This window comes from Comamonas serinivorans, from assembly GCF_002158865.1.
Taxonomy (GTDB): domain Bacteria; phylum Pseudomonadota; class Gammaproteobacteria; order Burkholderiales; family Burkholderiaceae_C; genus Comamonas_E; species Comamonas_E serinivorans.
Map to the genome: position 1 here is coordinate 549,812 of NZ_CP021455.1, position 25,301 is coordinate 575,112.

25 protein-coding genes and 1 pseudogene are annotated in these 25,301 nt (G+C 65.5%); 13 read left to right on the top strand and 13 right to left on the bottom strand.

The genetic code is table 11. The features are described 5' to 3' along the window. Nucleotides 1-169 precede the first annotated feature (169 nt). The 8 genes from CCO03_RS02320 to CCO03_RS02355 all read right to left on the bottom strand — a co-directional run bounded on the left by CCO03_RS02320 (nt 170) and on the right by CCO03_RS02355 (nt 9,981). Nucleotides 170-823: a hypothetical protein gene (locus CCO03_RS02320; RefSeq protein ID WP_087276735.1), complete on the bottom strand. Its 654-nt coding sequence runs from the start codon at nt 821-823 to the stop codon at nt 170-172. A gap of 109 nt (nt 824-932) precedes the next feature. Next, complete coding sequence (gene lnt / locus CCO03_RS02325) at nt 933-2,654, bottom strand: apolipoprotein N-acyltransferase (protein ID WP_087276738.1); 1,722 nt, start codon at nt 2,652-2,654, stop codon at nt 933-935. Between the two features lie 5 nt (nt 2,655-2,659). Next, entirely contained in the window at nt 2,660-3,574 is a 915-nt protein-coding gene (locus CCO03_RS02330; protein WP_087276741.1) for an HlyC/CorC family transporter, read from the bottom strand. Between the two features lie 78 nt (nt 3,575-3,652). Next, entirely contained in the window at nt 3,653-4,399 is a 747-nt protein-coding gene (locus tag CCO03_RS02335) for a GNAT family N-acetyltransferase (protein ID WP_157667451.1), read from the bottom strand. Nucleotides 4,400-4,469: 70 nt separating this feature from the next. Beyond that, nucleotides 4,470-5,003 carry an NYN domain-containing protein gene (locus CCO03_RS02340; RefSeq protein WP_087276744.1) on the bottom strand — a complete coding sequence of 178 codons (534 nt, stop codon included), beginning with the start codon at nt 5,001-5,003 and terminating at the stop codon, nt 4,470-4,472. Next, nucleotides 5,000-5,860 carry a 16S rRNA (adenine(1518)-N(6)/adenine(1519)-N(6))-dimethyltransferase RsmA gene (rsmA, locus tag CCO03_RS02345; RefSeq protein WP_087276747.1) on the bottom strand — a complete coding sequence of 287 codons (861 nt, stop codon included), beginning with the start codon at nt 5,858-5,860 and terminating at the stop codon, nt 5,000-5,002. Before rsmA ends, CCO03_RS02340 begins: the two co-directional genes overlap by 4 nt. A gap of 166 nt (nt 5,861-6,026) precedes the next feature. Continuing rightward, nucleotides 6,027-7,595, bottom strand: a complete 1,569-nt coding sequence (locus tag CCO03_RS02350; protein WP_087276750.1) for a peptidylprolyl isomerase — start codon at nt 7,593-7,595, stop codon at nt 6,027-6,029. Continuing rightward, nucleotides 7,588-9,981, bottom strand: a complete 2,394-nt coding sequence (locus tag CCO03_RS02355; RefSeq protein ID WP_418236036.1) for an LPS-assembly protein LptD — start codon at nt 9,979-9,981, stop codon at nt 7,588-7,590. Before CCO03_RS02355 ends, CCO03_RS02350 begins: the two co-directional genes overlap by 8 nt. 267 nt (nt 9,982-10,248) lie before the next feature. Between CCO03_RS02355 and CCO03_RS02360 the strand changes: the two genes are divergently transcribed. The 3 genes from CCO03_RS02360 (at nt 10,249) to CCO03_RS02370 (ending at nt 12,761) form a co-directional block, all read left to right on the top strand. After that, nucleotides 10,249-11,358 (top strand): aminoglycoside phosphotransferase family protein, encoded by a 1,110-nt coding sequence (locus CCO03_RS02360; protein ID WP_087276754.1) that lies wholly within the window; start codon nt 10,249-10,251, stop codon nt 11,356-11,358. Nucleotides 11,359-11,371: 13 nt separating this feature from the next. Next, nucleotides 11,372-12,112 carry a 16S rRNA (uracil(1498)-N(3))-methyltransferase gene (locus CCO03_RS02365; protein ID WP_087276757.1) on the top strand — a complete coding sequence of 247 codons (741 nt, stop codon included), beginning with the start codon at nt 11,372-11,374 and terminating at the stop codon, nt 12,110-12,112. A 109-nt stretch (nt 12,113-12,221) separates the two neighbouring features. After that, nucleotides 12,222-12,761, top strand: a complete 540-nt coding sequence (locus CCO03_RS02370) for a DUF2939 domain-containing protein (protein ID WP_157667452.1) — start codon at nt 12,222-12,224, stop codon at nt 12,759-12,761. Nucleotides 12,762-12,898: 137 nt separating this feature from the next. Here CCO03_RS02370 and CCO03_RS02375 read toward each other — a convergent pair whose 3' ends face one another. Next, complete coding sequence (locus tag CCO03_RS02375; RefSeq protein ID WP_087276763.1) at nt 12,899-13,309, bottom strand: RcnB family protein; 411 nt, start codon at nt 13,307-13,309, stop codon at nt 12,899-12,901. 125 nt (nt 13,310-13,434) lie between these two features. Further along, nucleotides 13,435-14,519, bottom strand: a pseudogene (locus CCO03_RS02380) (homocysteine S-methyltransferase family protein). Nucleotides 14,520-14,864: 345 nt separating this feature from the next. On the opposite strand from CCO03_RS02380, the gene CCO03_RS02385 reads away from it, so the two are divergent. From CCO03_RS02385 to CCO03_RS02430, 10 genes are all read left to right on the top strand, one after another. After that, nucleotides 14,865-15,242, top strand: a complete 378-nt coding sequence (locus CCO03_RS02385) for an ATP synthase subunit I (protein WP_236904001.1) — start codon at nt 14,865-14,867, stop codon at nt 15,240-15,242. A 15-nt stretch (nt 15,243-15,257) separates the two neighbouring features. After that, the gene (gene atpB, locus CCO03_RS02390; RefSeq protein WP_087276770.1) at nt 15,258-16,139 is read left to right on the top strand and encodes a F0F1 ATP synthase subunit A; all 882 of its coding nucleotides are present in this window, start codon (nt 15,258-15,260) and stop codon (nt 16,137-16,139) included. A 45-nt stretch (nt 16,140-16,184) separates the two neighbouring features. After that, nucleotides 16,185-16,430 carry a F0F1 ATP synthase subunit C gene (gene atpE, locus CCO03_RS02395; protein ID WP_087276774.1) on the top strand — a complete coding sequence of 82 codons (246 nt, stop codon included), beginning with the start codon at nt 16,185-16,187 and terminating at the stop codon, nt 16,428-16,430. 37 nt (nt 16,431-16,467) lie between these two features. After that, complete coding sequence (locus tag CCO03_RS02400) at nt 16,468-16,938, top strand: F0F1 ATP synthase subunit B (RefSeq protein WP_087276777.1); 471 nt, start codon at nt 16,468-16,470, stop codon at nt 16,936-16,938. A 27-nt stretch (nt 16,939-16,965) separates the two neighbouring features. Continuing rightward, nucleotides 16,966-17,490, top strand: coding sequence for a F0F1 ATP synthase subunit delta (locus CCO03_RS02405; RefSeq protein ID WP_087276780.1), 525 nt, complete (start codon nt 16,966-16,968; stop codon nt 17,488-17,490). 43 nt (nt 17,491-17,533) lie between these two features. Beyond that, nucleotides 17,534-19,087 (top strand): F0F1 ATP synthase subunit alpha, encoded by a 1,554-nt coding sequence (gene atpA, locus CCO03_RS02410; RefSeq protein ID WP_087276783.1) that lies wholly within the window; start codon nt 17,534-17,536, stop codon nt 19,085-19,087. A 27-nt stretch (nt 19,088-19,114) separates the two neighbouring features. Continuing rightward, nucleotides 19,115-19,996 (top strand): F0F1 ATP synthase subunit gamma, encoded by an 882-nt coding sequence (gene atpG, locus CCO03_RS02415; RefSeq protein ID WP_087276786.1) that lies wholly within the window; start codon nt 19,115-19,117, stop codon nt 19,994-19,996. Nucleotides 19,997-20,044: 48 nt separating this feature from the next. Continuing rightward, nucleotides 20,045-21,454, top strand: coding sequence for a F0F1 ATP synthase subunit beta (gene atpD, locus CCO03_RS02420; protein ID WP_087276789.1), 1,410 nt, complete (start codon nt 20,045-20,047; stop codon nt 21,452-21,454). A 72-nt stretch (nt 21,455-21,526) separates the two neighbouring features. Next, nucleotides 21,527-21,943 (top strand): F0F1 ATP synthase subunit epsilon, encoded by a 417-nt coding sequence (locus CCO03_RS02425; RefSeq protein WP_087276792.1) that lies wholly within the window; start codon nt 21,527-21,529, stop codon nt 21,941-21,943. 104 nt (nt 21,944-22,047) lie between these two features. After that, nucleotides 22,048-22,662, top strand: a complete 615-nt coding sequence (locus tag CCO03_RS02430) for a cyclic nucleotide-binding domain-containing protein (protein WP_087276794.1) — start codon at nt 22,048-22,050, stop codon at nt 22,660-22,662. Between the two features lie 525 nt (nt 22,663-23,187). Here the strand turns inward: CCO03_RS02430 and CCO03_RS02435 are convergent. The 3 genes from CCO03_RS02435 to CCO03_RS02445 are packed head-to-tail and all read right to left on the bottom strand — an operon-like array spanning nt 23,188 to nt 25,255. Continuing rightward, nucleotides 23,188-23,721, bottom strand: a complete 534-nt coding sequence (locus CCO03_RS02435; RefSeq protein ID WP_087276797.1) for a TPM domain-containing protein — start codon at nt 23,719-23,721, stop codon at nt 23,188-23,190. A gap of 17 nt (nt 23,722-23,738) precedes the next feature. Beyond that, nucleotides 23,739-24,656 (bottom strand): TPM domain-containing protein, encoded by a 918-nt coding sequence (locus tag CCO03_RS02440; RefSeq protein WP_087276800.1) that lies wholly within the window; start codon nt 24,654-24,656, stop codon nt 23,739-23,741. A gap of 5 nt (nt 24,657-24,661) precedes the next feature. Then, nucleotides 24,662-25,255, bottom strand: a complete 594-nt coding sequence (locus tag CCO03_RS02445) for a LemA family protein (RefSeq protein ID WP_087276802.1) — start codon at nt 25,253-25,255, stop codon at nt 24,662-24,664. Between the last annotated feature and the right edge of the window lie 46 nt (nt 25,256-25,301).

Here is a 25,301-nt window from a genome sequence, read left to right on the forward strand (position 1 = left end):
CTGAACGGGCGAATTCGGCGGGCAAACGGTTGGTTTGTGGATGAAAAGGATTGCAAATCAACCGCGCGCCTCGCGCATCCGGACCCTGCATCGCCGGCCGAGGGCACGTGTCAGCGGCGCGCCGACAGGCTGCTGGCAGCGGTGCAGGGTTTCACGGCTTGCCCGGCGCTCACAGTTCTGCGAACCCAAAGCGCTCGCACAGCGCCTCGAGGTCGTCTGGACGCAGGCAGCTGATGAACAGGTGCGCGTCGGTGTCGCCCGGGGCGGGGTCCAGCGACCACAGCATGGCCGCGCCCTGGCCGTTGAGGGTGAGGCCGTTGTGGCGCACCCACAGCGGCCAGCCCAGCTCGCGGGCGATGGCCTCGCGTTCGTCGGTCAGCTCGGCCGCGGGCAGCACGGTGTCGGCGCAGCACGGCCAGCCGCCTTGCGCCAGTTGGTAGGGCATGAGCACGGCGAGGAAGTCGTCCAGCCGCAGCGCTTCGGGGTGGACCGTGTCGTCCACCCCCATCCAGACCTGCCCGTCGGCGTCCACCTGCCACACGCAGACGCCCTGGTTTTCGTCGAGGAACACCAGCCGTCCCTGGTCCAGCTGCCAGTCTGCGGGTGCCAGAAACCGGTTGAAGTGCTGCATCAGGGGCGCGCAGCGGCCCAGGCGCAGGTGCAGTTGGCGCAAGGCCGGCGGCACGGCGAAGCCCTGTGCCGCCAGGCGGGCGACGGCTGCATCGACCTCGGCGGCCGGCAGGCCATCGCCCGGCTGCAGCGCGCGGCCCAGCCAATCGGGCACGTGGGACCACCAGTCGTTGAGGTGCACGGTGTCGCTCATGGGGCTCCCTGGGCCTGCATGGGGCAGGCAATTTCGGTTTGATGAAGTGCAGTATGCGGTCATTGCCGTTCAATTTTGAACGGAAAAGACTGCATACTCCTTTTGTTGTTCAAACGTCAGCTTGACGGCCCCACAGCTGCAGGCGCCAGAGGGCGCCTGCCAGCAAGCCCAGGCAGGCCAGCACCAGCGGCCACAGTCCCCAGGGGGCGACCCAGCGGGCGTACGGTGTGCGGCCGTCGCGGCCCTGCACGGTGACGTCGAGCACGCCGGCCGTCAGGCGCGGCAGGGCGCGCACGACGCGGCCGGTGTGATCGATGAGCGCGGTGGTGCCGGTGTTGGTCGCGCGCAGCATGGGGCGCTCGAACTCGAGCGCGCGCAGGCGGCTGATGGCCAGGTGCTGGTCGATGGCGATGCTGTCGCCGAACCAGGCGATGTTGCTCAGGTTGAGCAGCACCGTGGGCGCCGTGGCCGCATCGCCGAAGCCGGCGCCGATCTCCTCGCCAAACAGGTCTTCGTAGCAGATGTTGGGCGCGATGCGCTCGCCTTGCCAGGCCAGTGGCGGCTGCGGCAGCGCCCCGCGTTGAAAGTCGCCCAGGGGGATGTTCATCATCCGCACGAACCAGTGAAAGCCCGCGGGGATGAACTCGCCGAACGGCACGAGGTGGTGCTTGTCGTAGCGGTACTGGCCCGCTGGCCCCGCGGCAAACGTGCGCACGCTGTTGGTGTAGCCGGCTTCGATCGAGCCCAGCGGCACGGCCACGATGGCCGCACGCGCGCTGCCCGGCTGGGTGAACGGCGCCTGGATCGCCTGCCAGTAGCGGGTCGGCAGCTGCGTGGGCAGCAGCGGGATGGCGGTTTCGGCCGTCACCACCAGCGGGGCGGTGGACGACTGCAGGGCCTGGCCGTACCACGCCAGCGAGCGGTTGATGCCCGGGCCGAACTCGAACTTCTCATCCTGTGGGATGTTGCCTTGCAGCAGCTGCACCGACAGCTCACCCGTGGGCCGCGTGAACCCCCCATGCACCAGCCCCAGCACCGCGCACGCAGCCAGGCTGCCCGCCAGGGCCATGGTTTGCGAGGTGGTGAGGGCGAGGCCACGCAGGCCAGGCGCGGTGGGCCGCGTGCCGGACGCCAGGCGCACGAGCACCGCGGCCAGCAGGGCCGCCCACCAGGCGGCCACCCAGCCCATGCCATAGACGCCGACCCAGGGCGCCAGGCTGACCAGCGGCCCGTCGACATGGGCGTAGCCCGTGGCGCCCCACGGAAAACCGGTGAGCCAGGTGCCGCGTGCCCATTCCGCCAGGGTCCACAGCGCGGCAAACGCCAGGGGCAGCCACCAGGCGGCGCGGACGCGGTCCTGCAGGCCGCGCGCGCGCAGGGCCCGCAGCATGCGGTGGTACGCGGCAGCCGCCACGCCGTAATACAGCGCCAGGAAAGCGGCCAGGGCCAACACGGCCAGCGCGGCCAGGGGCGCCGCCAGGCCGCCATAGACGTGCATGGAGATGAACAGCCACCAGACGGTGGCGGTGAGCCAGGCCGTGGCATACAGCCAGCCCCAGCCAAAAGCCTGCAGGCTGCCGCTGCGGCGCAGGCCGAGCCAGGTGCGCCGCCAGCGCGAGGCAGCGGCCTGCTGCGGCCAAGTGTCAGGAGCCGGTTCGCGCAGGACCGTGTCGGCGTGGTGGTGCAGCAGCGCCACCAGGCCCGCCAGGCTGAGCAGCTGCAGCCACCAGACGGCCTGACCATGGCCCCACCAGGCGATGGAGGCCGCCTGGGCCACCCCCAGCCCCAGCGCCGCGATGAGCCGCAGGCCGCACGCCCGCCAACGGGGCATGGGGCTCAGAGGCCGGCCGCGATCTGCGTCGCGGTGTCGGCCGGCACGGCTGGCGACACCTTGAACCAGCGCACGGCGCCGGATTTGGTGTGCAGCACGAAGAAGTTGAGGTTGGCCAGCGTGATGAATTCGCCACGGCGCGGCACATGGCCCATGGCGTGGGAGACGAGGCCGCCGATGGTGTCGAAATCGGGCAGGTCTTCGTCGCCGTCCTGCGCGCGCACCGCCGCGGCCAGGTCCACGCCGAAGGCTTCGTTCACGCGCTCGATGGAGGTGTCACCGGCCACGCGGAAGGTCTTGTCGGTGAGGGCGAACACCTCGCCCTGGTCGCCGGCGTCTTCGTCGAATTCGTCTTCGATCTCGCCAACGATCTGTTCGAGCACGTCCTCGATGGTGATCAGGCCCGCCGTGCGGCCGAACTCATCGACCACGATGGCCAGGTGGTTGCGGCGCACCCGGAACTCGCGCAGCAGATCGTTCAGGCCCTTGGTTTCCGGCACGTAGACCACGGGGCGCAGCAGCGCGCGCAGGTTCAGCTCGGGCGAGCGCAGGAGCTTGAGCAGGTCCTTGGCCATGAGCACGCCGATGATGTTCTCGCGGTCCCCTTCGAACACCGGGAAGCGCGAGTGCGCGGTGCGGATGACCTCGTTCATCAAGGCCTTGAGCGGCGCCTCGATGTCCAGCAGGTCCATGCGTGGGGCCGCGACCATGGCGTCGCCAGCCGTCATGTCGGCCAGCTTGAGCACCCCTTCTAGCATGACCCGGCTTTCTGCGCCAATCACCGCCTTGTCTTCGGCTTCGGCCAGGGTGGCCATCAGCTCGTCGGTGGAATCCGGACCGGGTCGGATGAACTCGATCAGGCGTTGCAACAGGGTTCGGTTGTCATCGCGCTCGGCGCGCGCAGGGTGTGGGTCGGACACGGGTGTCGGTGGCTGGTGAAAGCCACAAGGATAGCCCATGCCCATGAAGGACCTGGCCACCCCCGGGCGCGCCCGTCCTCAGGCTGCGCTGCGGTGCCGGTTCGCGCGCAGCTCCACGCGGGTTTCCTGCACGATGGCCAGCAGGTCGCGCCATTGCTGGTGGTTGGCCTTCATGCCGTAGTCCAGGTGGGCCAGCTGGGCCTCGACCAGGTGCTGTACGCGCGTGTTCATGTCGGCCGGCGGCAGGCTCAGGTAGGCCTCGGCCTCCGAGCCCATGCGCTCGACCTTGGCGCCATGGCGGCGCGCAATGCGCAGCATGGCGGCGTTCTCGGTCAGGGCGTGGATGAACAGCTGATCCAGGCCATGCACGCGCGCGGAACGCACCGCATGCTCATACAGGCGCGAACCCAGGCGCTGGCCGCGCAGCTCGGTCTGCACCGAGACGCCGAATTCGGCGCAGCGGCCATGGGCCTCGCCGGGCAGGCCCAGCACGGCCTGGGCTTCACCCGGCAGCGGCAGCGCCAGGTGCGACACGGCCACGAGTTCGAGCCGGCGGTTGAAGATGCCGTGCAGCTCGTCGCGGTCGAAGTTCAGGCCGTTCACATAGCGCGTCATCTGCTCGTCGGTGGCCTGGTAGCCAAAGCGCAGGTAGCGGTCGCGGGCGGACAGGCGCATCAGGTGCGCCAGGATCTGCGGGCGGTGACGCTCGCTCAGGGGGCGGATGGCCACGAGCTCGAACAATCGACCCAGGCCAGTCTGTGCCGCGCCTTGTGGGCGCGGTGCGGCGGCCGGACGGGCCGCTGCAGGGGTGGGTGTAGCGATCATGGCGCTCATTATTGGTACAAACCCTAGGGTGTGCACCTCAATTCACGCCCTTGAAATGTGCGGGCGGTGCTCAGCGGTCGATCATGGGGCTCATGTCTTCGAGCCACAGCACCTTGTCGGCATAGGACTGCAGATCGGGCGAGAGGTTGGTCATCGAGCCGCAGAGCCAGATCTCCTTGCGTAGCTCGGACTTGACGTAGGAGATGGCGTCCTCGAAGTCGCCATCGCCGGCGCAGAGGATGAGCCGGTCGTAGGCGCCCTGGGCGGCCAGCTTGATGATGAGCGTGGCGATGCCCACGTCCACGCCTTTTTGCACCTGGCGGTCGAAGGTCTTGCCGCAGTCGGGGCAACGCAGGTGCATGGACTTGAGCTTGTAGAGCTGCACCCGGAACTTGGGGCCCTTGGGCGGCGCGCTCTTGAGCCAGTTGTAAAAGCCCTGCAGGTCGTCGCTCGAGGTGTCCTGGGCCGAGTTCAGGAAGTAGCTCTCGTACAGCGGTTCGCCGTTCAGCGTTTCCAGGTGGTTCTTCAGCTTCAGGTAGTCGAAGGGGCGCGACTTGCCGTGGTTGAACAGGTAGGCGGCGTCGATGATCCAGACGGTTCTCATGCCAGGCCTTTCTGGGTGGCCTGGGCCAGCGCCACGTACTCGGACACCGGCACTTCTTCGGCGCGGCGCTGTACGTCGAAGGTCCCGGCGAAGCCGCGCGCGTCCAGCCACGCGCCCAGGGTGTGGCGCAGCAGCTTGCGGCGCTGGCTGAAGGCGACCTGCACCAGGGCCTCGAGGTGGGGGCGGTCGATGGCCTCGAACGTGGTGCGCGGCACCATGCGCACCACGGCCGAATCGACCTTGGGCGGCGGGTCGAAGCTCTCGGGTGGCACGAAGAGGATGTTCTCCATCGCGTAGCGCCACTGCAGCACCACCGACAGGCGGCCGTAGTCGCTGGTGGCGGGCAGGGCCACCATGCGGTCGATCACCTCTTTTTGCAGCATGAAGTGCTGGTCCTGCACCGCGTCGACGAACTGCAGCAGGTGAAACAGCAGCGGCGTGGAGATGTTGTAGGGCAGGTTGCCGACGATGCGCAGCTTGTGAGATGGGGTATCAGCCGATTGCCGACTGTCTGACGTCGGTGATGGCTGAATACTGCTGTCAGGCGCTGCGGCCGAGGCGTGGGCGTGCGCGTCCTGGGCCAGGGTGGCGAAGTCCACCCGCAGCACATCGCTTTCCACCACGTACAGTCCCGCCTGCCGGCGCAGGCGCGCCGCCAGGTCGCGGTCGATTTCGACCACGGTCAGGCGGCCCAGGGCGTCGAGCAGGGGTTGCGTCAGCGCGGCGAGGCCGGGGCCGATTTCGACCATGGCCTGGCCGGGGCGCGGATCGATCTCGCGCACCATGGCGTGGATGATGGCTTCATCGGCCAGGAAGTGCTGGCCGAAGCGCTTGCGCGCGTGGTGGCCGCTGCCCATGGCGCCACGCGATGCGCCGGAGGGCGCGCCGTGCGAGGCGCCGCGGGGTCCGCGGGCGGGCGGTTTGGAAGGGCGCTGGGTGGACATGGGGGCTTTCTTCGGGGTTCGGCAAAACGAAACGCCACCGTCGGCGGGAACGGTGGCGTTCGTGGCTGGGGATGACCGCTTACTGCGGTGCTTCGCGCATCTCGACGAAGGCGCGGCCTCGCACCTCCTGGGCCCAGACGTCGTACTCCTCGGCCATCTTGCGCTCGCGCAGGATGTTGCGCGCCAGGGCACGTTGGTCGGTCTCGCTCAGCGGCTGTTCGCGGCGCTCGAGCACCTGGATCAGGTGCAGGCCAAAGCGCGAGCGCAGCGGCTCGCTGACCTGGCCCTGGGCCAGGCCGTTCATGACCTGCTCGAACTCGGGCACGAACTGGCCGGGGTTGGCCCAGCCCAGGTCGCCGCCGTCCTTGGCGCTGCCGTCTTTGGAGTACTGGCGCGCCATGTCGGCGAAGTCGGCCTGACCGGCGTCGACGCGGCGCTTGATGTCGCGCAGGCGCTCCAGCGCCGAGGCTTCGTCCGACGGCGAGCTGACGTTGAGCAGGATGTGCCGCGCATGCGTCTGGGGCACGGTCACCGTGGGCATGGCGCCCTTCTTGCGCTCGATCACCTTGAGGATGTGAAAGCCGGCGTCCGAACGCACCACATCGGTCACACCGCCCACGCCGAGCCGGCTGGTGGCGCTGACGAAGAGGGCGGGGTATTTGTCAACGGGCCGCAGGCCCAGCTCGCCCCCATCGCGGCCCTGGTTGGTGCTTTGGGAATACTCGGCCGCCAGCTTGGCGAAGTCTTCGCCGGCCTTGGCGCGCTTGTCGGCTTCGTCGGCGCGCTCGCGCAGCTTGGCCACCTCGGCGGGCGAGCTGTTTTCGGGCACGCGGATCAGGATCATGGCCAGGTTGACCTCGGGCACGGATTGCACGCCCTGCTGGACGGCCTGTTCGCGCAGGAAGCGGTCGATGTCGTTGTCCGTGACCTTGACGCGGGCTTCGACCGCGCGTTCGCGCAGGCGCTGCAGCAGGATCTGGCGCTGCAGGTCGGCGCGGAAATCCTGCACCGAGATGCCTTCGGCCCGGAGCGCCCGGTGCAGGGCCTGGGTCGAGGGCAGGTCGTTCTGCTGCGCCACCGAGGCCTCGGCCTGGTCCAGCGTCAGCTGATCCACCTGCAGCCCCATTTCCTTGGCCAGCTGCACCTGCGCACGCTCGGAGATGAACAGGTCCAGCACCTGCTTGCGCAGCACGTCTTCGGGCGGCATGGCCACGTTCCGCTGGCTCAGCTGCTGCTGCGCGCGCGCGATGCGGGCTCGCAGCTCGTTGTTGGTGATGGGTTCGCTGTTCACCAGGGCGACGATGTAGTCGGCCTGCCGTGGCTTGGCGCTGGGGGCTGCGGAGGCGCCGCTGGTGCCCGTGACGGTGGCGCTGGCTGCCGGCGCGGCCACCGCGGCTGCACCTGCTGCAGCGCCGGCGGCCTTGGCTTTGTCCGCTGTGCTGGCGCCGGTGGCTTTGCGGGCCGGCGCCTTGCGCGCCTGGGCCTTGGGTTTGGCGGCGGTCTTGGCTTTGGCCTGGGTCGGGGCCGGCTTGCTGGCCTGGTTGCCCGTCGATTGGGCCAGGGCGCCTGAGGCGCTCAGGCTGGCCAAGCCGGCCACCGCCAGCGCGACGGCATGCCGCACCAGCTTGCGTTGTAGGGAATCACTCATAGTTGCTGAAACGGCTTGGGGTTTCGACGGTCTCGCGCAGGTACTGGTAACGCGGCACGTTGTCCTTGAGGGTCTGCAGGGGGTTGGAGCCCACACGTGCAAAACCGACGAATTCGATCTGGAACAGCACCCGCTTGGTGGCGGTGACGGTGGTGCTCTGCAGGCGCTCGAACACCACGCGGCCAATCCAGCAGCAGGCGTCGTATTCAAAGCCGACCACGGCATCCACCAGGCGACTGTCGCGCAGACTGTAGTTCAAACGACCGACGCTGTACCACCGGTTGCTGCCTTGTCCGCGCCCTGCGCCCAGGTTTTCGCCCTTGTCGCCCCACAGGTCGTTGATGGGCCATTGCCAACCCACGTCGACCTGCTCGCTTTGGCCGCGCTGCAGGCGGTAGGCCATGCTCACGGTGCGGTAGGGGCTGGGCGAGTAGCGCGCACCAATGGTGCTGCGGATGGAGCGGTTGAGCTTGGGGTTGTACTGGACCACGGAGTCCACCGACCAGCGCGGGTTCCAGCTGACGCGGCCGCCCACGAGGATGTCCGACAGGCGTTCGCTGTAGGCGTCCACGCCGGGCATGGTCACGCGCTGGTCCTTGAAGCGGTAGCGCTGGGCGATGCCCACGGCCAGCTTCTCGGCGCCGGTTTCGGCGTCCAGCAGGCGCGACGTCACGCCGGTGGTCAACGAGTGGTTGTCGGCGATGCGGTCGTTGCCCACGAACGCGTTCTCGGTGTAGATGGTGGCGAAGTTGAAGTCGTAGGCGGCCGTGTCGTAGACGGGCAGCTGGCTTTGATCGCGGTATGGGGTATAGGTGTAGAACGACCGAGGCTCCAACGTCATCGTGTAGTTCTGCCCGCCAAACTTGGCTTCGCGTTCAAAGCGCAGCCCGCCGTCCAGGCTGAAGGTGGGCAGGCTGCGCGAGTAGCTGGTGCGGCCATCGGCCAAGGGCGCATCGAAGCGGTAGGTGCTGGCGTGGTACTGCATCTTGGGGGTGATGAACCAGCCCGGCTGCTCCCAGGGGCGGCTGATCTCGAAACGCGCGAACGATCGCTCGGCGTTGGGCTGGCCGGTGTAGGCGCGGTCGGCCCGGAACTTGGTGTAGTCCACGTCGACCGAGGCCTGCAGGCCGGGACCGAAGTCGGACTTGGCCCAGCGGCCGGCCAGCTGCGGCAGGCGGTCGTAGGGCGGCACGATGGGCGCGGACACGTCCTGCAGCGTCTGCCATTTCTGGGCCCGGGCCAGCAGCGAGAAGTCACCGCGGTTCCAGGTCAGTGTGCCTTCGCTGTTGAGCAGGCGCTGGGTCAGCACGCGCTGTGCGGCCGAGTTGTTCTCACGGGGAAAGTCGCGCCAATATTGGTCGTCGCTGACGCGGTTGAGGTTGAGGTTCAGCCCCAGGTTGCCGACCGCCTCGATCCCGGTCTGGATGTCGTGGCTGTGCTGCAGCGCATACGACCAGCGCGTGTCGTTGTTGGCCAGGCGGTCGCCGGGCAGCACGCTGGCGGTCAGCGAACCGCGGTAGTTGTCTTCCAGGTAGCGGAACTGGCCCCCGAGGTTGACGCCGCGCTTGCTCAGCAGGGTGGGGAACAGCATGGCATCGCGGTTGGGCGCGATGTTGAAGTAGTACGGCGCGGTCAGCTCGAAACCGCTGCGGTTGTTCAGGCCGAACGTGGGGGGCAGCCAGCCGGACTTGCGGTTGCTGGAGAGCGGAAAGCTCATGTTGGGCAGCGGCAGCACGGTCAGGCCGTAGAACTGCAGCTTGGCGCCCGAGGCGCGGCCCACCTGGGCTTCGGTGTCCAGCTCGATGTGATCGGCCGTCAACACCCATGGCGGGGGCGCGTTGGGGTCGGTCGGAATCGGGCAGGTGCTGTAGGTGGCGTTGTCGATCAGGGTGCGATCGCTGTCCAGGAACGTGGCCTGGCTGGCCACGCCGTGGGCGCCATTGGCGAGCAGCTTGTAGTTGACGTTGCTGAAGTCGCCCTGCGAGGCATTCAGGCGCAGGCGCAGGCGGTCGCCCGAAAACTCGTTGCCCTGCTGGTTGATGTGCACCTGGCCCGTGGCGGTGGCCTGGTCGCTGAACTGGTCGTAATGCAGCTCGTTGGCACGCACGCTCAGCCCTGGGCGGCGCAGCTGGGCGTTGCCGCGCACGCCCATCTCAAATTCGCTGCGGTTGGTCAGTTCGTCGCCCGTCACGATGAGCGCGCTTTGGCCTTCGGGCACCTGCTCCTGCAGGCTGGGCGTGGCACGCAGGCCCAGACCGCCAAAGGCCGGTTGTGCGCTGTCGGGCGCAGCCTGGGCGAAAACCGCTCCTGACACGCAGAGCAGCCAGCAGGCCAGGGCCGTTGGCGTCAGACACGAGGGGCGAGGTGGCGGGAGCGAGGCACGCATGTCAAGGCATAGGGAGGTTCGCATGGGTGACGAGGCAACGGGGCGTCCGGCGTCCCATGTGGGCGGCCAGGCCGCGGCAAGCCAAGGCATGGATTATCCATGAGGGTCCGGGGTTCCCAGGGATGGGCTCCAGGCAAGGCGTGACGAGGTGTTGTGGCGCGGGCCAGGCAGTTGGCTGGGCGCTTGTTGCGGACCAAACAGCGGGGTCGGCAGGCGACAATGCCGGGTGATGACGCGCGGCCACCGGCGCCGCTCCCTCAACCAACCATGGTGTGTTTCAACGTGTCCGCAGCAATTGACAAGCCCGTCTGGGACGATCCCGCGCGCCAGCAGGCGTTCGAGGTCTGGCTTCGTGCCATGACGGCGTCCTTTGACCTGAAGCCCGACAGCCTGCGGGTGGCGTCGGCCGATGCCAGCTTTCGCCGCTATTTCCGCATCGACTGCAGCGGGCAAACCGATGGCGCGATCACGCGCATCATCATGGATGCCCCGCCGGCCCGGGAGAACTCCGAACCCTTCGTGCGCATTGCCCGCCTGTTGGCCGACGCCGGCCTGAACGTGCCGACGATCCACGCCTGGGACGAAGCCCAAGGCTTCATGCTGCTGACGGACGTGGGCACGCAGACGCTGCTGCAAGCGGCAAACCTGGAGGACCCGGCGGCCAACCTGCCGCAGTTCCAGAATGCCCTGGACAGCCTGTTGCAGATGCAGCAGGCGTCGCGGCCCGGTGTGCTGCCTTCGTACGACGAGGCCATGCTGCGGCGCGAACTGCAGCTGTTCCCGGAGTGGTACATCGGCCGCCATCGGCAGGTGACCCTCGACGAGGCGCAGCAGCGCACGCTGGCGCAGGTGTTCGACACCCTGGTGGCCCAGAATCTGGCGGCCCCGCAGGTCTACGTGCACCGCGACTTCATGCCGCGCAACCTGATGCTGCCGCTGCGCGCCGACGAGCCCCGCCTGGCGGTACTGGACTTTCAGGATGCCGTCTATGGCCCCATCACCTACGACATCGCCAGCCTGATGCGCGATGCCTTTGCCAGCTGGGACGAGGAGTTCGTCATCGACGTGACCGTGCGCTACTGGGAGCGTGCGCGCAAGCTGGGCCTGATGGATTTCGAAGACTGGCACAGCGATTTCGGACGCTTTTTCCGGGCCGTCGAATGGATGGGGCTGCAGCGCCACCTCAAGGTGGCGGGCATCTTTGCACGCCTCACCATCCGCGATGGCAAGCCCAAGTACCTGGCCGACACGCCTCGTTTCCTGGCCTACATCCGCCATACCGCGGGCCGCTACCGCGAACTCAAGCCCTTGCTGCAGCTGGTTGACCAGATCGAAGGCACCGAGGCCGCCATGGGCTGGTCGTTTGGTCGCCTGTGACGGAGGGCGAGCCATGCCACGCATCCATTGCCCCAGCCCCCTGAGCGCCGGGGTCGAGCTGCGCCTGCCCGATGGGGCCGCGCGCCATGTGCAGGTGTTGCGCCACCAGCCTGGCGATGAACTCACCTTGTTCAACGGCGAGGGCGGGCAGTGGACGGCCCGCATCACGGCGATGGGCAAGTCCAGCGTGGACGTGCAGGTGCTGGCGCACGAGGCCGTCGAGCGCGAGTTGAGCCGCGCCGTGCACCTGTGGGTGGGGCTCACGGCCAATGAGCGCATGGACTGGCTGATCGAGAAAGCGACCGAGCTGGGTGTGGCGAGCATCACGCCGGTGATGGCCGAGCGCAGCGTGCTCAAGCTCAAGGGCGATCGCGCCCTCAAGCGGCTGGCGCACTGGCAAGGCATCGCGCAGGCGGCTTGCGAGCAGTGTGGCCGCAACCGGGTGCCCCCCATTCACGAGGCCGCCAGCCTGGCTGAGCTGTTGCAGCGCCCCGATGCGCTGAGCCGCGTGCCGGGGGTGCACAAAGCCGTGCTGTCTCTGGCGCCGCAACCGCAGGCGCTGGCCGACTGGTCGGGCCTTCAGGACACGGCGCCCGTGGTCTGCCTGTCCGGGCCTGAGGGCGGGCTCACCCCGAACGAAGATGCCCTGGCCCGTGCCCATGGGTTTGCGCCCATTCGCCTGGGCGCGCGCGTGCTGCGCGCCGAAACCGCACCGCTGGCCCTGTTGTCGGCGCTGGCGTTGTGGCATCCGTGATGCAGAGTATGGGTTCATTGCCGTTTTCCACGAAACGGGGAGGGCGCCATACTCCATTTTTTATGATGCGGATCACGCACCCTTTCAACCAAGTCCTCAGGAGCTGGACATGACAATCAAAACCGTGGTGGTGGCTGGCGTGCTGGCCGCGGCGGGCGTCTGGGGCGGTGCGCCGTACTACACGGCTCATCAGATCAAGCAGGCGGTGGAGCGCGGGGACGCGGCGGCTTTGGCCAAGCATGTGGATTTCGACCGCGTGCGCGCCAGCCTCAAGCGCCAGTTGACCGAGGGCGTCACCCGACACCTGCCCGAGGGGGCGCGGTCCGGGGTGATCGCCGACCTGGGCGGCCTGCTGGCCAGCCGGGCCACCGACGCGGCCCTGCAGGCCTTGATCACGCCCGAGGGGGTGACCGACCTGCTCGCGGGGCGCATGGTCAATCCCCTGGACCGGCCGAGCGCTGACCAGGGCGCGCCCGAGCCGGCACCAACGCGAGACGCCGACACTCCGCGGCCCTCCGCGGGCTATGTGGGCTGGGACCAGTTCCAGGTGCAGTTGCCGGCCAAGGGGCGCAACGTGAACCTGATGCTGACGCGAGAAGGGGTGCTGTCCTGGCGGTTGACGGACATCGAACTGCCGGATTTGTTGTGATTCAAGAGGTATGGTTGGCTTCTCGTTGTTCTAACAACGAGATTGACTGCATACCTCTCATTTGAATCGACATGATCTACAAAAAAAGCCGCTGGCAGGCCAGCGGCTTTTGTGCGTCTGAACGGGCGCCGTTCAGGTCAGCGGCCGCCCAGCAGCACCGAGGCGATGACGCCGGTCGCAATGCTGACCAGCAGGTAGTCACCGCCCACCTGCACCCAGTGCTGGCCGCGCGGGGGCGCTTTCAGGCCATGGGCGCGCCAGTTGTCCACCACGTAGTGGTGGCCGCGGTAGTCGTTGGGCAGGCGCTGGCCGCTGCGGAAGTCGTGGCGCTCGAAATGGGCCTGTGGGCCACGCGGGCCGGCGTCATGGCGTTGCTGCGGCGCAGCCGGACGATGGGCGGGCGCGCCGTGGGACTGCGACGGCCCGCGCTGCGCGTCGTGCTGGCTGTGGGGGTTGCGCTCCGCAGGGCGGGGCTGGGCTTGCACGGTGCCCGCCAACAGGGCGGCACTCAGGGCCACCAACAGGCTGTTTTTGATCCAGGTGTTCATCGATCTCTCTCCAACGTGGTTTGGCGATGAAGAGATGCTGCCCGGTCTGCGTGTCGCGCCGGTAAAGCCCGTGTAAATCCGCACAAGCAGGGGTGGCTGGCGCGGTACTTTGTCCCGGTTTGCGATCAGGCGAGGGCGTCCGCTTCGCGGGGGAAGCGCGCCGCGATGACCCCGCGCGGTGCCAGCGGCGCCACGGCCTGGCCGATGGCGGCGATGTGGTCCGGCGTGGTGCCGCAGCAGCCCCCCACGATGTTGACCAGCCCCTCTTGGGCGAACTGGTGCAGCAGCTTGCTGGTGTCGGCCGGCATTTCGTCGAAGCCGGTGTCGCTCATGGGTTGGGCAGGCCGGCGTTCGGGTAGCAGCTGATGAAGGTGTCCGGCGCGACCCGATTCAGCTCTTGGATGTAGGGCCGCATGAGGGCGGCGCCCAGGGCGCAGTTGAGACCGATGGCCAGGGGTTTGGCATGGCGCACGCTGTGCCAGAAGGCTGTCACGGTCTGTCCGCTCAGGATGCGGCCGGACGCATCGGTCACCGTGCCGCTGATGAGCAGGGGCAGCCGCTCGCCGGTCTGCTCGAACGCTTCTTCAACGGCGAACAGGGCCGCCTTGGCGTTGAGGGTGTCGAAAATGGTCTCGACCAGCAGCACGTCGGAGCCGCCTTCGATCAGCGCCACGGCCTGTTCGAGGTAGGCCGCGCGCAGGGCGTCGAACGTGACGTTGCGTGCGCCTGGGTCATTCACATCGGGGCTGATGCTGGCCGTCTTGGGTGTGGGGCCCAGCGCGCCGGCCACATAGCGGGGGTGATCGGGCGTGCTGTAGTGGTCGCAGGCCTGGCGGGCGAGCCGGGCCGAGGCCAGGTTCATCTCGCGGGCCAGCTCGGCCATGTCGTAGTCGGCCTGGGCCACCGACGTGGCGCCGAAGGTGTTCGTCTCGATGAGGTCGGCGCCCGCTGCCAGGTACTTGTCGTGGATGCTGCGGATCACGTCGGGGCGCGTGAGGCTGAGCAGCTCGTTGTTGCCCTTGACGTCCTTGTGCCAGTTCAGGAAACGCCCGGCGTAGGGGTCATCCGCAGGCAATGCGATGCCCCGATACTGATCTTCATCGAGCTTGAAACGCTGAATCATGGTGCCCATGGCGCCATCCAGGATCACCAGTCGACGGGTCAGGGTTTCCGGCAGTGCCTGCGCACGCGTGTATGCATGAGGGGTCATGGTCGAGATTGTAGGCAAGCTGTGGTGCGGAGGAGACAGCCGGGTTGGCGTGCTCTCCTGGGGCTGCAACCGTACACGCCGTTGTCAAGCCGGGAAATGCGTAGGTTTGGTGCAATTGCGTCAGCCGCGCGACAAAAGCACGCCTGTCCCATCCTATAATGAGGGGCTTTGCAGTCGTGACAGGTTGTGAGTGACGCGCTGACCCGCCGCGCGCTTTCATGGAAAGGCGCACGGTGATCCAACGGAGCTGTAGGCATGTCAACTGGGGATGAGGACTCGGAGTTCAAGCCCCTGACGGCAGAAGAAGCAGCGAGTTGGCGACAGCGGCAGCGACCGGTGTCGGTGATGCTGCCGTTGCTGTGGCAGCTGGCCCTGGGTGGGCTGGTGGTCCTGGTGGCCTGGGTCTGGTTTTCGGATCGGCCTGCGGTGGCGATGTCTGCCCTGTATGGCGCGTGCGCCGTGTGGGTGCCGGGGTGGGTGTTTGTGCGGGCCTTGAAGCGTCAGCAGCAGCGAGCTGCCCACGCGATGGCGGCCTTGTCGGCACTCATGCTGTGGGAAGGCATCAAGATCGTGTTGACGATTGCATTGCTCCTGGCTGCGCCGAGGGTGGTGAAGGATTTGAGCTGGCTGGCACTGCTGATTGCATTCGTGGTGACGGTCAAAGCGGCATGGCTTGGGTGGTGGTGGCAGATGCGACCGTCCAAGTCGGCAAAAGATTACTGAGAGAAATGGTGGCTTATGTCTGTTGAAACCGCTGGTCAAGCGCCGAGTGCTGGTGAGTACATTCAGCACCACTTGCATCATCTGCAAAAGAACTTCTCGTTCGAGAGCGTCACGCAAAAGAGCATCGTTGATTTCAGCGTGTTCAACCTGGACTCCGTGTTCTGGTCTGTGCTGCTGGGCGCCATCGGGTGCTACCTGCTGTGGGCGGGTGCACGCAAGGCCACCTCTGGCGTGCCGGGGCGCTTCCAGGCGGCGGTCGAGATCTTGTCGGAAATGGTCGAAAACCAGGCCAAGGGCGTGATCCACAACGCCAAGAGCCGCAAGTTGGTGTCGCCACTGGCGTTGACCGTGTTCGTGTGGATCTTTCTCATGAACGCGATGGACCTGCTGCCCGTGGACCTGCTGCCGCTGGCCTATCAGATGGCGGTGGGCGATCACCACGCCTATCAGCGGGTGGTGCCGACGGCTGACCTGTCAACCACGCTGGGCCTGTCGGTCAGCGTGCTGATCGTTTGCTTGGTCTACAACATCAAGATCAAGGGTGTGGGCGGTTGGTCGCATGAACTGGTGGCTGCACCGTTTGGCGACAAAGTGGCGCTGTACCCCATCAACTTCCTCATGCAGGTGATCGAATTCGTGGCGAAGACGGTCTCGCATGGCATGCGACTCTTCGGCAACATGTTCGCCGGTGAACTCGTCTTCATGCTCATCGCCCTGATGGGTGGTGTGTGGGCCTGGAACTTCAACCCGCTGTCGGGTGGTTTCTGGCTCGGTCTCGGGCACGTCGTGGCTGGTTCGGTGTGGGCCATCTTCCACATTCTGATCATTACGCTGCAAGCGTTCATCTTCATGATGCTGACGCTGATCTATGTGGGACAAGCCCACGATTCGCACTAAGTTTTGTTCTTTCCCTTCCTCTCATCTTTCTTCTAAGGAGTCATCATGGAAAACATTCTCGGCCTCGTCGCTCTGGCTTGTGGTTTGATCGTTGGTCTGGGTGCCATCGGCGCTTCGATCGGTATTGCACTCATGGGCGGTAAATTCCTGGAGTCGTCGGCTCGTCAGCCTGAGCTGATGAACGAACTGCAAACCAAGATGTTCGTGTTGGCTGGTCTGATCGACGCCGCATTCCTGATCGGTGTGGCCATTGCTCTGCTGTTCGCGTTTGCTAACCCCTTCACGCTGTAATTGAACGAACCCTTTCGGGGATGAAAGGAGTCGGAACGTGAATATCAACGCGACCCTGTTCCTGCAGGCCGTCGTCTTTGCGATCCTGGTGTGGTTCACGATGAAGTTCGTGTGGCCGCCGATCACAAAGGCCTTGGACGAGCGGGCTCAGAAAATCGCCGACGGTTTGGCTGCGGCTGACAAGGCCAAGACCGAACTGGCATCGGCCAACAAGCGCGTCGAGCAAGAGCTGGCTTCGTCGCGCAACGACGCGGCCACCCGCTTGGCTGAAGCCGAGCGTCGTGCGCAGGGCATTGTGGAAGAGGCCAAGGCTCGCGCCAACGAGGAAGGCAGCAAGATCATTGCTGCTGCCCGTGCGGAAGCCGAAAGCCAATTGGTGCAGGCCCGTGAAGCTTTGCGTGAGCAAGTGGCCGCCTTGGCGGTCAAGGGCGCTGAGCAGATCTTGCGCAAAGAGGTCAACGCATCGGTTCATGCCGATTTGTTGAACCGCTTGAAATCCGAGCTTTAACCAAGACGCGCGAGGTATCTAGACATCATGGCTGAACTTGCCACCATTGCCCGTCCCTACGCCGAGGCCTTGTTCAAGGCAGTTGGCGCTGGCACTGCACAAACTTGGCTTGATGCCTTGGCTCAAGTGGGCACCAACAGCGAGGTCATCCAGTTCGCGTCGGACCCCAAGGCCAATCGCGCGCAGGTGTTTCAAGTGATCTCCAGCGTGCTGCCCGAGGCTTTGCCGGAGCGCGGTGCCAACTTTTTGCGCACCATCATCGAGAACGACCGCTTGTCCGCTTTGGGTGAGATCGCGCAGCAGTATCGCGAACTCTCCAATGACCAACTGGGTGTTGCCGATGCCATGGTGGAAAGTGCTTTCCCGTTGGAAGCAAGCGCATTGGCCGATTTGAAGCCCATGTTGGAAGCTCGGTTCAAGCGTCGCCTGAATTTGCAGGTGGGCGTTGTGCCGGATCTGATTGGCGGCATCCGCGTGGTGGTGGGGGATGAGGTGTACGACACGTCCATCCAGGCCCAGCTTGAGCAGATGAAGATGGCCCTGACTGCCTGAGTGCGTTTGGTCTGAGTCCTAATTAAGAGAATTGGAAAGAGTCATGCAACTCAATCCCGCAGAAATTTCCGAGCTGATCAAAAGCCGCATTGAAGGTTTGGGTGCCAGCTCTGACATTCGCAATCAAGGCGCCGTGGTGTCCGTCACGGACGGCATCGTGCGCGTCCATGGTCTGTCTGACGCCATGCAGGGTGAAATGCTGGAATTTCCGGCAACGCCCGATGGTCAACCGACGTTCGGCCTCGCCCTGAACCTGGAGCGTGACTCCGTGGGCGCGGTGATCCTGGGTGCTTACGAGCACATCAAGGAAGGCGACACGGTCAAGTGCACGGGCCGCATTCTGGAAGTGCCCGTCGGCCCCGAGCTGATTGGCCGTGTGGTCAACGCCCTGGGTGAGCCGATTGATGGCAAGGGCCCGATCAATGCCAAGATGACGGACGTGATTGAAAAGGTCGCGCCTGGCGTGATCGCCCGTCAGTCTGTGGACCAACCGGTTCAGACCGGCCTGAAGTCCATCGACGCCATGGTGCCGGTGGGTCGTGGTCAGCGTGAATTGATCATTGGTGACCGCCAGACCGGTAAGACGGCCGTTGCAATTGATGCCATCATCAATCAAAAGGGCCAGGACATGATCTGCGTGTACGTGGCCATCGGTCAGAAGGCCTCGTCGATCAAGAACGTGGTCCGTGCCCTGGAAAAGGCCGGCGCCATGGCGTACACCATCGTCGTGGCCGCTTCGGCTGCCGAATCGGCTGCCATGCAATATGTGTCGGCCTACGCCGGCTGCACCATGGGTGAGTACTTCCGCGATCGCGGTCAAGATGCCCTGATCGTGTACGACGATCTGTCCAAGCAAGCGGTGGCCTATCGCCAAGTGTCGCTGCTGCTGCGTCGCCCGCCAGGCCGTGAAGCCTACCCCGGCGATGTGTTCTACCTGCACTCGCGCTTGCTCGAGCGTGCAGCCCGCGTGAATGCCGACTACGTCGAAGCCTTCACCAAGGGTGAAGTCAAGGGCAAGACCGGTTCGCTGACCGCGCTGCCCATCATTGAAACGCAGGCTGGTGACGTGTCGGCTTTCGTGCCCACGAACGTGATTTCGATCACCGACGGTCAGATCTTCCTCGAAACCAACCTGTTCAACGCCGGCATTCGTCCCGCCATCAACGCCGGTATCTCGGTGTCGCGCGTGGGGTCGTCGGCTCAGACCAAGCTGATCAAGGGCCTGTCGGGTGGTATCCGTACCGACTTGGCACAGTACCGCGAGCTGGCTGCGTTCGCGCAGTTCGCTTCGGACCTCGATGAAGCGACGCGCAAGCAGCTTGACCGCGGTGCCCGCGTGACTGAACTGCTCAAGCAGGCCCAGTACAACCCGCTGCCCATCAGCCTGATGGGGGCCAGCCTGTTTGCCGCCAACAAGGGTTACATGGATTCGCTGGACGTCAAGCAGGTGCTGCCGTTCGAAGCGGGTCTGCATGCCTACCTGAAGGACAAGCACGCCGCTCTGGTGTCCAAGCTCGAAAGCGAACGCGCATTGAGCAAGGACTCCGAAGCGGAATTGACCAGCGCCATCGAGTCGTTCAAGAAGAACTTCGCCTGATCGGCTGCGCAACACGAGGAGTGACGCATGGCAGTCGGAAAGGAAATTCGCGGCAAGATCCGCTCGGTGGAAAACACCAAGAAGATCACCAAGGCCATGGAAATGGTGGCCGCGAGCAAGATGCGCAAGGCGCAAGATCGCATGCGGGCGGCTCGCCCCTATGCGGAAAAAGTGCTGAGCATTGCGGCTCATTTGGCGGAGGCCAATCCTGAGTACGTCCACCCCTTCATGAAGGGCAACCCGGACGCCAAGCGTGCTGGTTTCATCGTGGTCACGACCGACAAAGGGTTGTGCGGCGGCATGAACACCAACCTGCTGCGTGCGGTGACGAATCAGATTCAGGACCTTCAAGCCAAGGGCGTGACGGTGGATGCCGTGGCCATTGGCAACAAGGGCCTGGGCTTCCTGAACCGCATCGGTGCTCGTGTGGTGGCCAGTGCCACCCAGCTGGGGGACACCCCCTCGCTGGACAAGCTGATCGGCCCCGTGCAGGTGCTGTTTGATGCCTACGCCAAGGGCGAGCTGAGCGCGGTGTACCTGTGCTATACGCGCTTCGTGAACACCATGAAGCAAGAGTCGATGGTGGCGCCCCTGCTGCCGTTGTCTGCTGCCAAGATGGCAATCGACGCCAAGGCCAACGGGTACACCCAGGATTGGGACTACCTGTACGAGCCGGATGCTCAGACGGTGATCGACGACCTGCTGACCCGCTACGTCGAGGCGCTGGTGTACCAGGCTGTGGCTGAGAACATGGCGTCCGAACAGTCGGCGCGCATGGTGGCCATGAAGGCCGCCACGGACAACGCCGGCAACGTCATTCACGAGCTCAAGCTCGTCTACAACAAGACGCGTCAGGCAGCGATCACGACCGAGTTGTCGGAAATCGTCGCAGGCGCCGCGGCCGTCTGACGGTTTTGATGAATTGAACAATTGGAGCGAATGAACATGGCTCAAGATATGGCTCAGCCGGGCGGCACGGGCAAGATCGTGCAGTGCATTGGCGCTGTGGTGGACGTTGAATTTCCGCGTGACAAGATCCCGCGCGTGTTCGATGCGCTGAAGATGAACGGCTCGGAGCTGACGCTGGAAGTTCAGCAGCAGCTGGGCGATGGCATCGTGCGCACGATTGCCCTGGGTTCGTCCGACGGCCTGCGTCGGGGTCTCGAGGTGTTCAACACGGGTGCGCCCATCACCGTGCCGGTGGGCCCGGCCACGCTGGGTCGCATCATGGACGTGTTGGGTCGCCCCATCGACGAACGCGGTCCCATCGACCAATCGAGCACGGCTGCGATTCACCGCAAGCCGCCCGCTTACGACGAGCTGTCGCCGTCGCAAGAGCTGCTGGAAACCGGCATCAAGGTGATCGACCTGGTGTGCCCGTTCGCCAAGGGCGGCAAGGTGGGTCTGTTCGGTGGCGCCGGTGTGGGCAAGACCGTGAACATGATGGAACTCATCAACAACATTGCCAAGGCCCACAGCGGTCTGTCGGTGTTCGCGGGGGTGGGTGAACGGACCCGTGAAGGCAACGACTTCTACCATGAAATGTCGGACGCCGGCGTGGTGAAGCAAGACAACCTGGCCGAATCGAAAGTGGCCATGGTGTATGGCCAGATGAACGAGCCGCCAGGCAACCGTCTGCGCGTGGCCTTGACCGGCCTGACCATGGCTGAAGCCTTCCGTGACGAAGGCCGTGACGTGCTGTTCTTCGTGGACAACATCTACCGCTACACGCTGGCCGGTACCGAAGTGTCCGCCCTGCTGGGCCGCATGCCGTCCGCCGTGGGTTACCAGCCGACGCTGGCTGAGGAAATGGGCCGCCTGCAAGAGCGCATCACCTCGACCAAGGTGGGCTCGATCACCTCGATCCAGGCCGTGTACGTGCCTGCCGATGACTTGACCGACCCGTCGCCTGCAACCACGTTCGCTCACTTGGATTCCACCGTGGTGCTGTCGCGTGACATCGCCGCACTGGGCATCTATCCCGCTGTGGACCCGCTGGACTCGACCAGCCGTCAGCTGGATCCGCTGGTGGTGGGTGAAGAGCATTACCAGGTGGCTCGCGCCGTGCAAGGCACGCTGCAGCGCTACAAGGAACTGCGCGACATCATCGCCATCCTGGGCATGGACGAACTGGCACCCGATGACAAGCTGGCCGTGGCCCGCGCTCGGAAGATCCAGCGTTTCCTGTCGCAGCCGTTCCACGTGGCCGAAGTGTTCACGGGTTCGCCTGGCAAGTACGTGTCCCTGAAAGAAACCATCCGTGGTTTCAAGATGATCACGGGCGGCGAGTGCGATCACCTGCCTGAGCAGGCGTTCTACATGGTTGGCACCATCGATGAAGCCTTTGAAAAGGCCAAGAACCTCTGAGGATGATCCTCAGGCTGGCGCTGTGTCGCATGCGGTTCGCGCCGGCCTTGCGTAACCCTGAGAGGAGATGAAATGAACACCATTCATGTGGATGTGGTCAGCGCCGAGGAGACGATCTTCTCCGGCGAGGCCCGCATGGTCGTGTTGCCTGGGGAATCGGGCGAACTCGGCGTCTATCCGCGTCACACGCCCCTGATCTCGCGCATTCGCCCGGGATCCGTGCGCATTCACCTGCCCGATGGCAAGGAAGAGTTTGTCTTCGTGGCGGGCGGCATCATCGAGGTGCAGCCCGATTGCGTGACGGTGCTGTCCGACACGGCCATTCGCGGCAAGGACCTGGACGAAGCGCGCGCCAACGAGGCGCGTGCGCTGGCCGAAGAGGCCTTGAAGAACGCGTCGTCCGAGGTGGACATTGCACGCGCCCAGAGCGAACTGGCCGTTTTGGCGGCAGAGTTGGCAGCTTTGCGCCGTTACCGCGGCAAGCGCTGAGCCCTTTCCAAGGCGGATGCGTCACAATGGCCCACATGCCCCAGCGGTATGTGGGCTTTGTTTTTTGCCTCGTCCAGCACGTGTGAGTGCCACACCTGAGAACCATGAACACCCAATTGGAGAACGCGCAAATCGCTCAGGCACGCGCCGCCGACATGCTGATCACCAAGGGTGCGCTGGTGGAGCTGAGCCATGAGGATGCGCGCGTGGTGGTCAACTACATGACGCCGCGTCGTTTTCCCGCGGGCACGGTGCTGATGCGCGAAGGGGACGAGGGCATCGACTTCATGCTGTTGGTGCTCGATGGCGAGGTGACCGTGGAGAACGCCGTGCACGGCGACGAAGAGGCCATGGTGGTGTCGGTGCTCAATGCCGGCAACCTCATTGGCGAGATGGGCCTGCTGGATGGTGGCAAGCGTTCGGCCACCTGCGTGGCCGCGTCCCATGTGAATGCCGCGGTGTTGTCACGGCAGCAGCTGACGGCGCTGATGGCGGACTCGCCTCAGGTGTCGGCTCGGCTGTTGTTGGCCATGGCCAAGCGGGTGGTCGAACACCTGCGTGAAACCAACCGCAAGCTGCTGACGTTTGCGCAGCTCAGCAAGGCGTTGCAACAGGAGCTCGATGGGGTGCACATCGCCAATCGACGCTTGCTTGAGGAGATCAACCGCCTCAAGGCCGTGCGCAACCTGGAAGACATGCCCAATCGCGCCATCTGGTAGGTATCGCTGTATCGCCGATGCCCCGCAATCGGCGGTTGGTCTATACATCTCCTGATTATCTGACAAACGGCGTAAGACGCAGGGGCTGAGTGCGCTCGCGTGATGGTGTCGCCAGCCCCTTTTCTGTCGGATATCCACTTTGCGGGGGGATGTCGCTTCGATCAATCGGTTTCACCATGCACAGGGTGCGGCTCGATGCAAGGCGTTGGCTACCGCACGCGCGGCCAGAAGACAAGCTTGTTGGGCGGGGGGAACGCTCGCCGCACTGTGAACGGACGACCTGCGCAGCGTCGTCCTTGTGCAGGTGGGGATGCCTCAGTCAGGTGGTTCGTTGATGCCGTTGAGTGCTTTGCATGAATGCAGTATCGCCCCAAATCCGTTTTATTTTGATCGGCTAAGAGATGATACTCTCGTATTTGACTGCATTCGCAGCTTGAGGCATTGGCGGTTGATGGGCGGTCATGGGCCCTGCCACAGGGACGACCCAGACCACTGCACCGTTCGCGCCGTGCTGGGCACCGCCACTCACAACACCAGGGGCGCGTCATCCAGTTCGTTGTGCAGGCTGCCGCCGGCGACGCGCGGGAAGGCTTGACGCAGCAGCTGGGTCAGGCCCGCGATGGCGTCTGCCATGCCTTGTTCAAACTGCCCTGCCCGAAAGGCGCGGGTCAGGCCCTGCGCCACCCCGTCCAACTCGTCCTGGCTCAGGTGAGCCACCACGCCGCGGTCGGCGACGATTTCGATGGCGTGCTCCACCAACAGCACATAGAGCAGAACGCCATTGCGCTGGTCGGTGTCCCAAAGGCGGAATTTGCCGAACAGGGTCAGTGCCCGGTCCCGGGCGGTGAGCCGGCGCCAGACGTAGCTGGTGGGCAGGCTGGCTTCGATGCAGATGCGCAGCTGGGCCGTGTGGGATTGCTCGGACGCCGCCACGGCCTGCGTGATGCGCTGCAAGGCTTCGGGCGGGAACAGGCGATGGACGTGGGCTTGATCGTGCCAGCGATGGCGCAGCAAGCGCGCCACGCGTCCGTGAGGGTTGGAAGAGGGCGCAGCCGTCATGATCCCACTGTACCAAGTCACCAGCTGCCCGAGGCGCCGCCGCCGCCAAAGCTGCCCCCGCCGCCGGAACGGAAGCCGCCCGAGCTGCTGTTGCTTCGGCTGCTGCCGCCAGAGCTCCAGCCGCCGCTGCCGCCCCCGTGCCAGCCGCCCGAGTTGGTGGCCACGGGCACCCGGGAGAACAAGCCCATGAAGGCCGCGACGAAGCCGGCCACGATGCCGATCAGCCACGACTGCATCAGCCAGCCGACCAGCAGGCCGGTGCTCACCCCCGTGGCGGCTGCCACCATGGCCGACCCTGTGACGCGGCGCAGCACCTGCATGGCCATGAACACGGCGAAAAAGACGAACGGCAGCAGCTCGCCCAGGCGCGTCTGGCCCGATTCGGGGGCAGTGGGAGCGGGCAGGGGCAGCGGTTCGTGGCGGATCAGGGCCGACACGGCGTCCACCGCGCCTTCGATGCCACCGGCGTAGTCGTTGGCCCGAAAGCGCGGTGCCATGATCTCGTTGACGATGCGGCCAGAGGCGATGTCGGTCACCGCGCCTTCCAGCGTTTTCGACACCTCGATGCGCATGCGTCGATCGGCCTTGGCCACCACGATGAGCAGGCCGTCACCCACGTCCTGGCGGCCGATCTTCCACGCATTGGCGACCCGGTTGCTGTAGCTGAAGATGTCCTCGGGCTGCGTGCTGGCCACCATGAGCACCACGACCTGGGAGCCCTTCTCGGCCTCGAGCGCCCTCAGCCGGGCGTCCAGCGTGGCCACGGCGGCGGGCGGCAGGCTGCCGGTCTGATCGATGACGCGTCCCGTCAGGACGGGAACGGGCTGGACCTGGGCCTGGGCGGCGGCCATCCACAGCACGAGCAGCAGCCCGCACAAGCCGCGCCACCAGGTGCAGGCCTGACGGCGCCGCGTTCGGCATGGAGGGCTGCGCATGGCACTCACTTGCTGAAGTCGACCTTGGGTGCGGTCTTGATCTGGGCTTCGTTGTCCACCGTGAAGCCGGGCTTGGGGGCGTAGCCGAAGACCTTGGCCGTCAGGTTGGAGGGGAAAGAGCGGGTCAGCACGTTGTACTGCTGCACCGCCTGGATGTAGGTGTCGCGGGCCACGGCGATGCGGTTTTCCGTGCCTTCCAGCGCCACGCGCAGATCGGCAAAGCCCTTGTTGGCTTGCAGGGTGGGGTACTGCTCCGCCACGACCAACAATCGTGACAGCGCACCGCTCAACTCCCCTTGGGCCTGCTGAAAGCGCTGCATTGCCGCAGGGTCGTTCAGCGTGTCCGGGGTCACCTGGATCGAGGTCGCCTTGGCGCGGGCCTCCACCACCCGCGTCAGGGTGTCTTGCTCGAATTGGGCCTCGCCCTTCACCGTGGCGACCAGGTTGTCCACCAGGTCTGCGCGCCGCTGGTATTGGTTGAGCACGTTTTGCCAGGCCGCGTTGCTGGCCTCGTCCAGCCGCTGGAAGTCGTTGTAGCCACAACCGCCGAGGCCCAAGGCCAGAACCAAGGCTCCCAAGAGCCAAACCAGTCGTTGCATGCGTGTGCTCCTCATCCAATGGAATGGGCTGACTATACGCAGCACG

What these genes read in the sequence shown, in the direction of transcription:
- atpB (WP_087276770.1), top strand. Translation starts at nt 15,258, where the DNA reads ATGTCTGTTGAAACCGCTGGTCAAGCGCCGAGTGCTGGTGAGTACATT.
- CCO03_RS02375 (WP_087276763.1), bottom strand. Translation starts at nt 13,309, where the DNA reads ATGAACACCTGGATCAAAAACAGCCTGTTGGTGGCCCTGAGTGCCGCC.
- atpE (WP_087276774.1), top strand. Translation starts at nt 16,185, where the DNA reads ATGGAAAACATTCTCGGCCTCGTCGCTCTGGCTTGTGGTTTGATCGTT.
- CCO03_RS02340 (WP_087276744.1), bottom strand. Translation starts at nt 5,003, where the DNA reads ATGAGAACCGTCTGGATCATCGACGCCGCCTACCTGTTCAACCACGGC.
- CCO03_RS02430 (WP_087276794.1), top strand. Translation starts at nt 22,048, where the DNA reads ATGAACACCCAATTGGAGAACGCGCAAATCGCTCAGGCACGCGCCGCC.
- CCO03_RS02440 (WP_087276800.1), bottom strand. Translation starts at nt 24,656, where the DNA reads ATGCGCAGCCCTCCATGCCGAACGCGGCGCCGTCAGGCCTGCACCTGG.
- atpG (WP_087276786.1), top strand. Translation starts at nt 19,115, where the DNA reads ATGGCAGTCGGAAAGGAAATTCGCGGCAAGATCCGCTCGGTGGAAAAC.
- CCO03_RS02350 (WP_087276750.1), bottom strand. Translation starts at nt 7,595, where the DNA reads ATGAGTGATTCCCTACAACGCAAGCTGGTGCGGCATGCCGTCGCGCTG.
- CCO03_RS02385 (WP_236904001.1), top strand. Translation starts at nt 14,865, where the DNA reads ATGCTGCCGTTGCTGTGGCAGCTGGCCCTGGGTGGGCTGGTGGTCCTG.
- CCO03_RS02335 (WP_157667451.1), bottom strand. Translation starts at nt 4,399, where the DNA reads ATGATCGCTACACCCACCCCTGCAGCGGCCCGTCCGGCCGCCGCACCG.
- CCO03_RS02425 (WP_087276792.1), top strand. Translation starts at nt 21,527, where the DNA reads ATGAACACCATTCATGTGGATGTGGTCAGCGCCGAGGAGACGATCTTC.
- CCO03_RS02435 (WP_087276797.1), bottom strand. Translation starts at nt 23,721, where the DNA reads ATGACGGCTGCGCCCTCTTCCAACCCTCACGGACGCGTGGCGCGCTTG.
- CCO03_RS02445 (WP_087276802.1), bottom strand. Translation starts at nt 25,255, where the DNA reads ATGCAACGACTGGTTTGGCTCTTGGGAGCCTTGGTTCTGGCCTTGGGC.
- CCO03_RS02405 (WP_087276780.1), top strand. Translation starts at nt 16,966, where the DNA reads ATGGCTGAACTTGCCACCATTGCCCGTCCCTACGCCGAGGCCTTGTTC.
- lnt (WP_087276738.1), bottom strand. Translation starts at nt 2,654, where the DNA reads ATGCCCCGTTGGCGGGCGTGCGGCCTGCGGCTCATCGCGGCGCTGGGG.
- CCO03_RS02365 (WP_087276757.1), top strand. Translation starts at nt 11,372, where the DNA reads ATGCCACGCATCCATTGCCCCAGCCCCCTGAGCGCCGGGGTCGAGCTG.
- atpD (WP_087276789.1), top strand. Translation starts at nt 20,045, where the DNA reads ATGGCTCAGCCGGGCGGCACGGGCAAGATCGTGCAGTGCATTGGCGCT.
- CCO03_RS02360 (WP_087276754.1), top strand. Translation starts at nt 10,249, where the DNA reads ATGGTGTGTTTCAACGTGTCCGCAGCAATTGACAAGCCCGTCTGGGAC.
- CCO03_RS02320 (WP_087276735.1), bottom strand. Translation starts at nt 823, where the DNA reads ATGAGCGACACCGTGCACCTCAACGACTGGTGGTCCCACGTGCCCGAT.
- CCO03_RS02370 (WP_157667452.1), top strand. Translation starts at nt 12,222, where the DNA reads ATGACAATCAAAACCGTGGTGGTGGCTGGCGTGCTGGCCGCGGCGGGC.
- atpA (WP_087276783.1), top strand. Translation starts at nt 17,534, where the DNA reads ATGCAACTCAATCCCGCAGAAATTTCCGAGCTGATCAAAAGCCGCATT.
- CCO03_RS02355 (WP_418236036.1), bottom strand. Translation starts at nt 9,981, where the DNA reads ATGCGTGCCTCGCTCCCGCCACCTCGCCCCTCGTGTCTGACGCCAACG.
- rsmA (WP_087276747.1), bottom strand. Translation starts at nt 5,860, where the DNA reads ATGGGCAGCGGCCACCACGCGCGCAAGCGCTTCGGCCAGCACTTCCTG.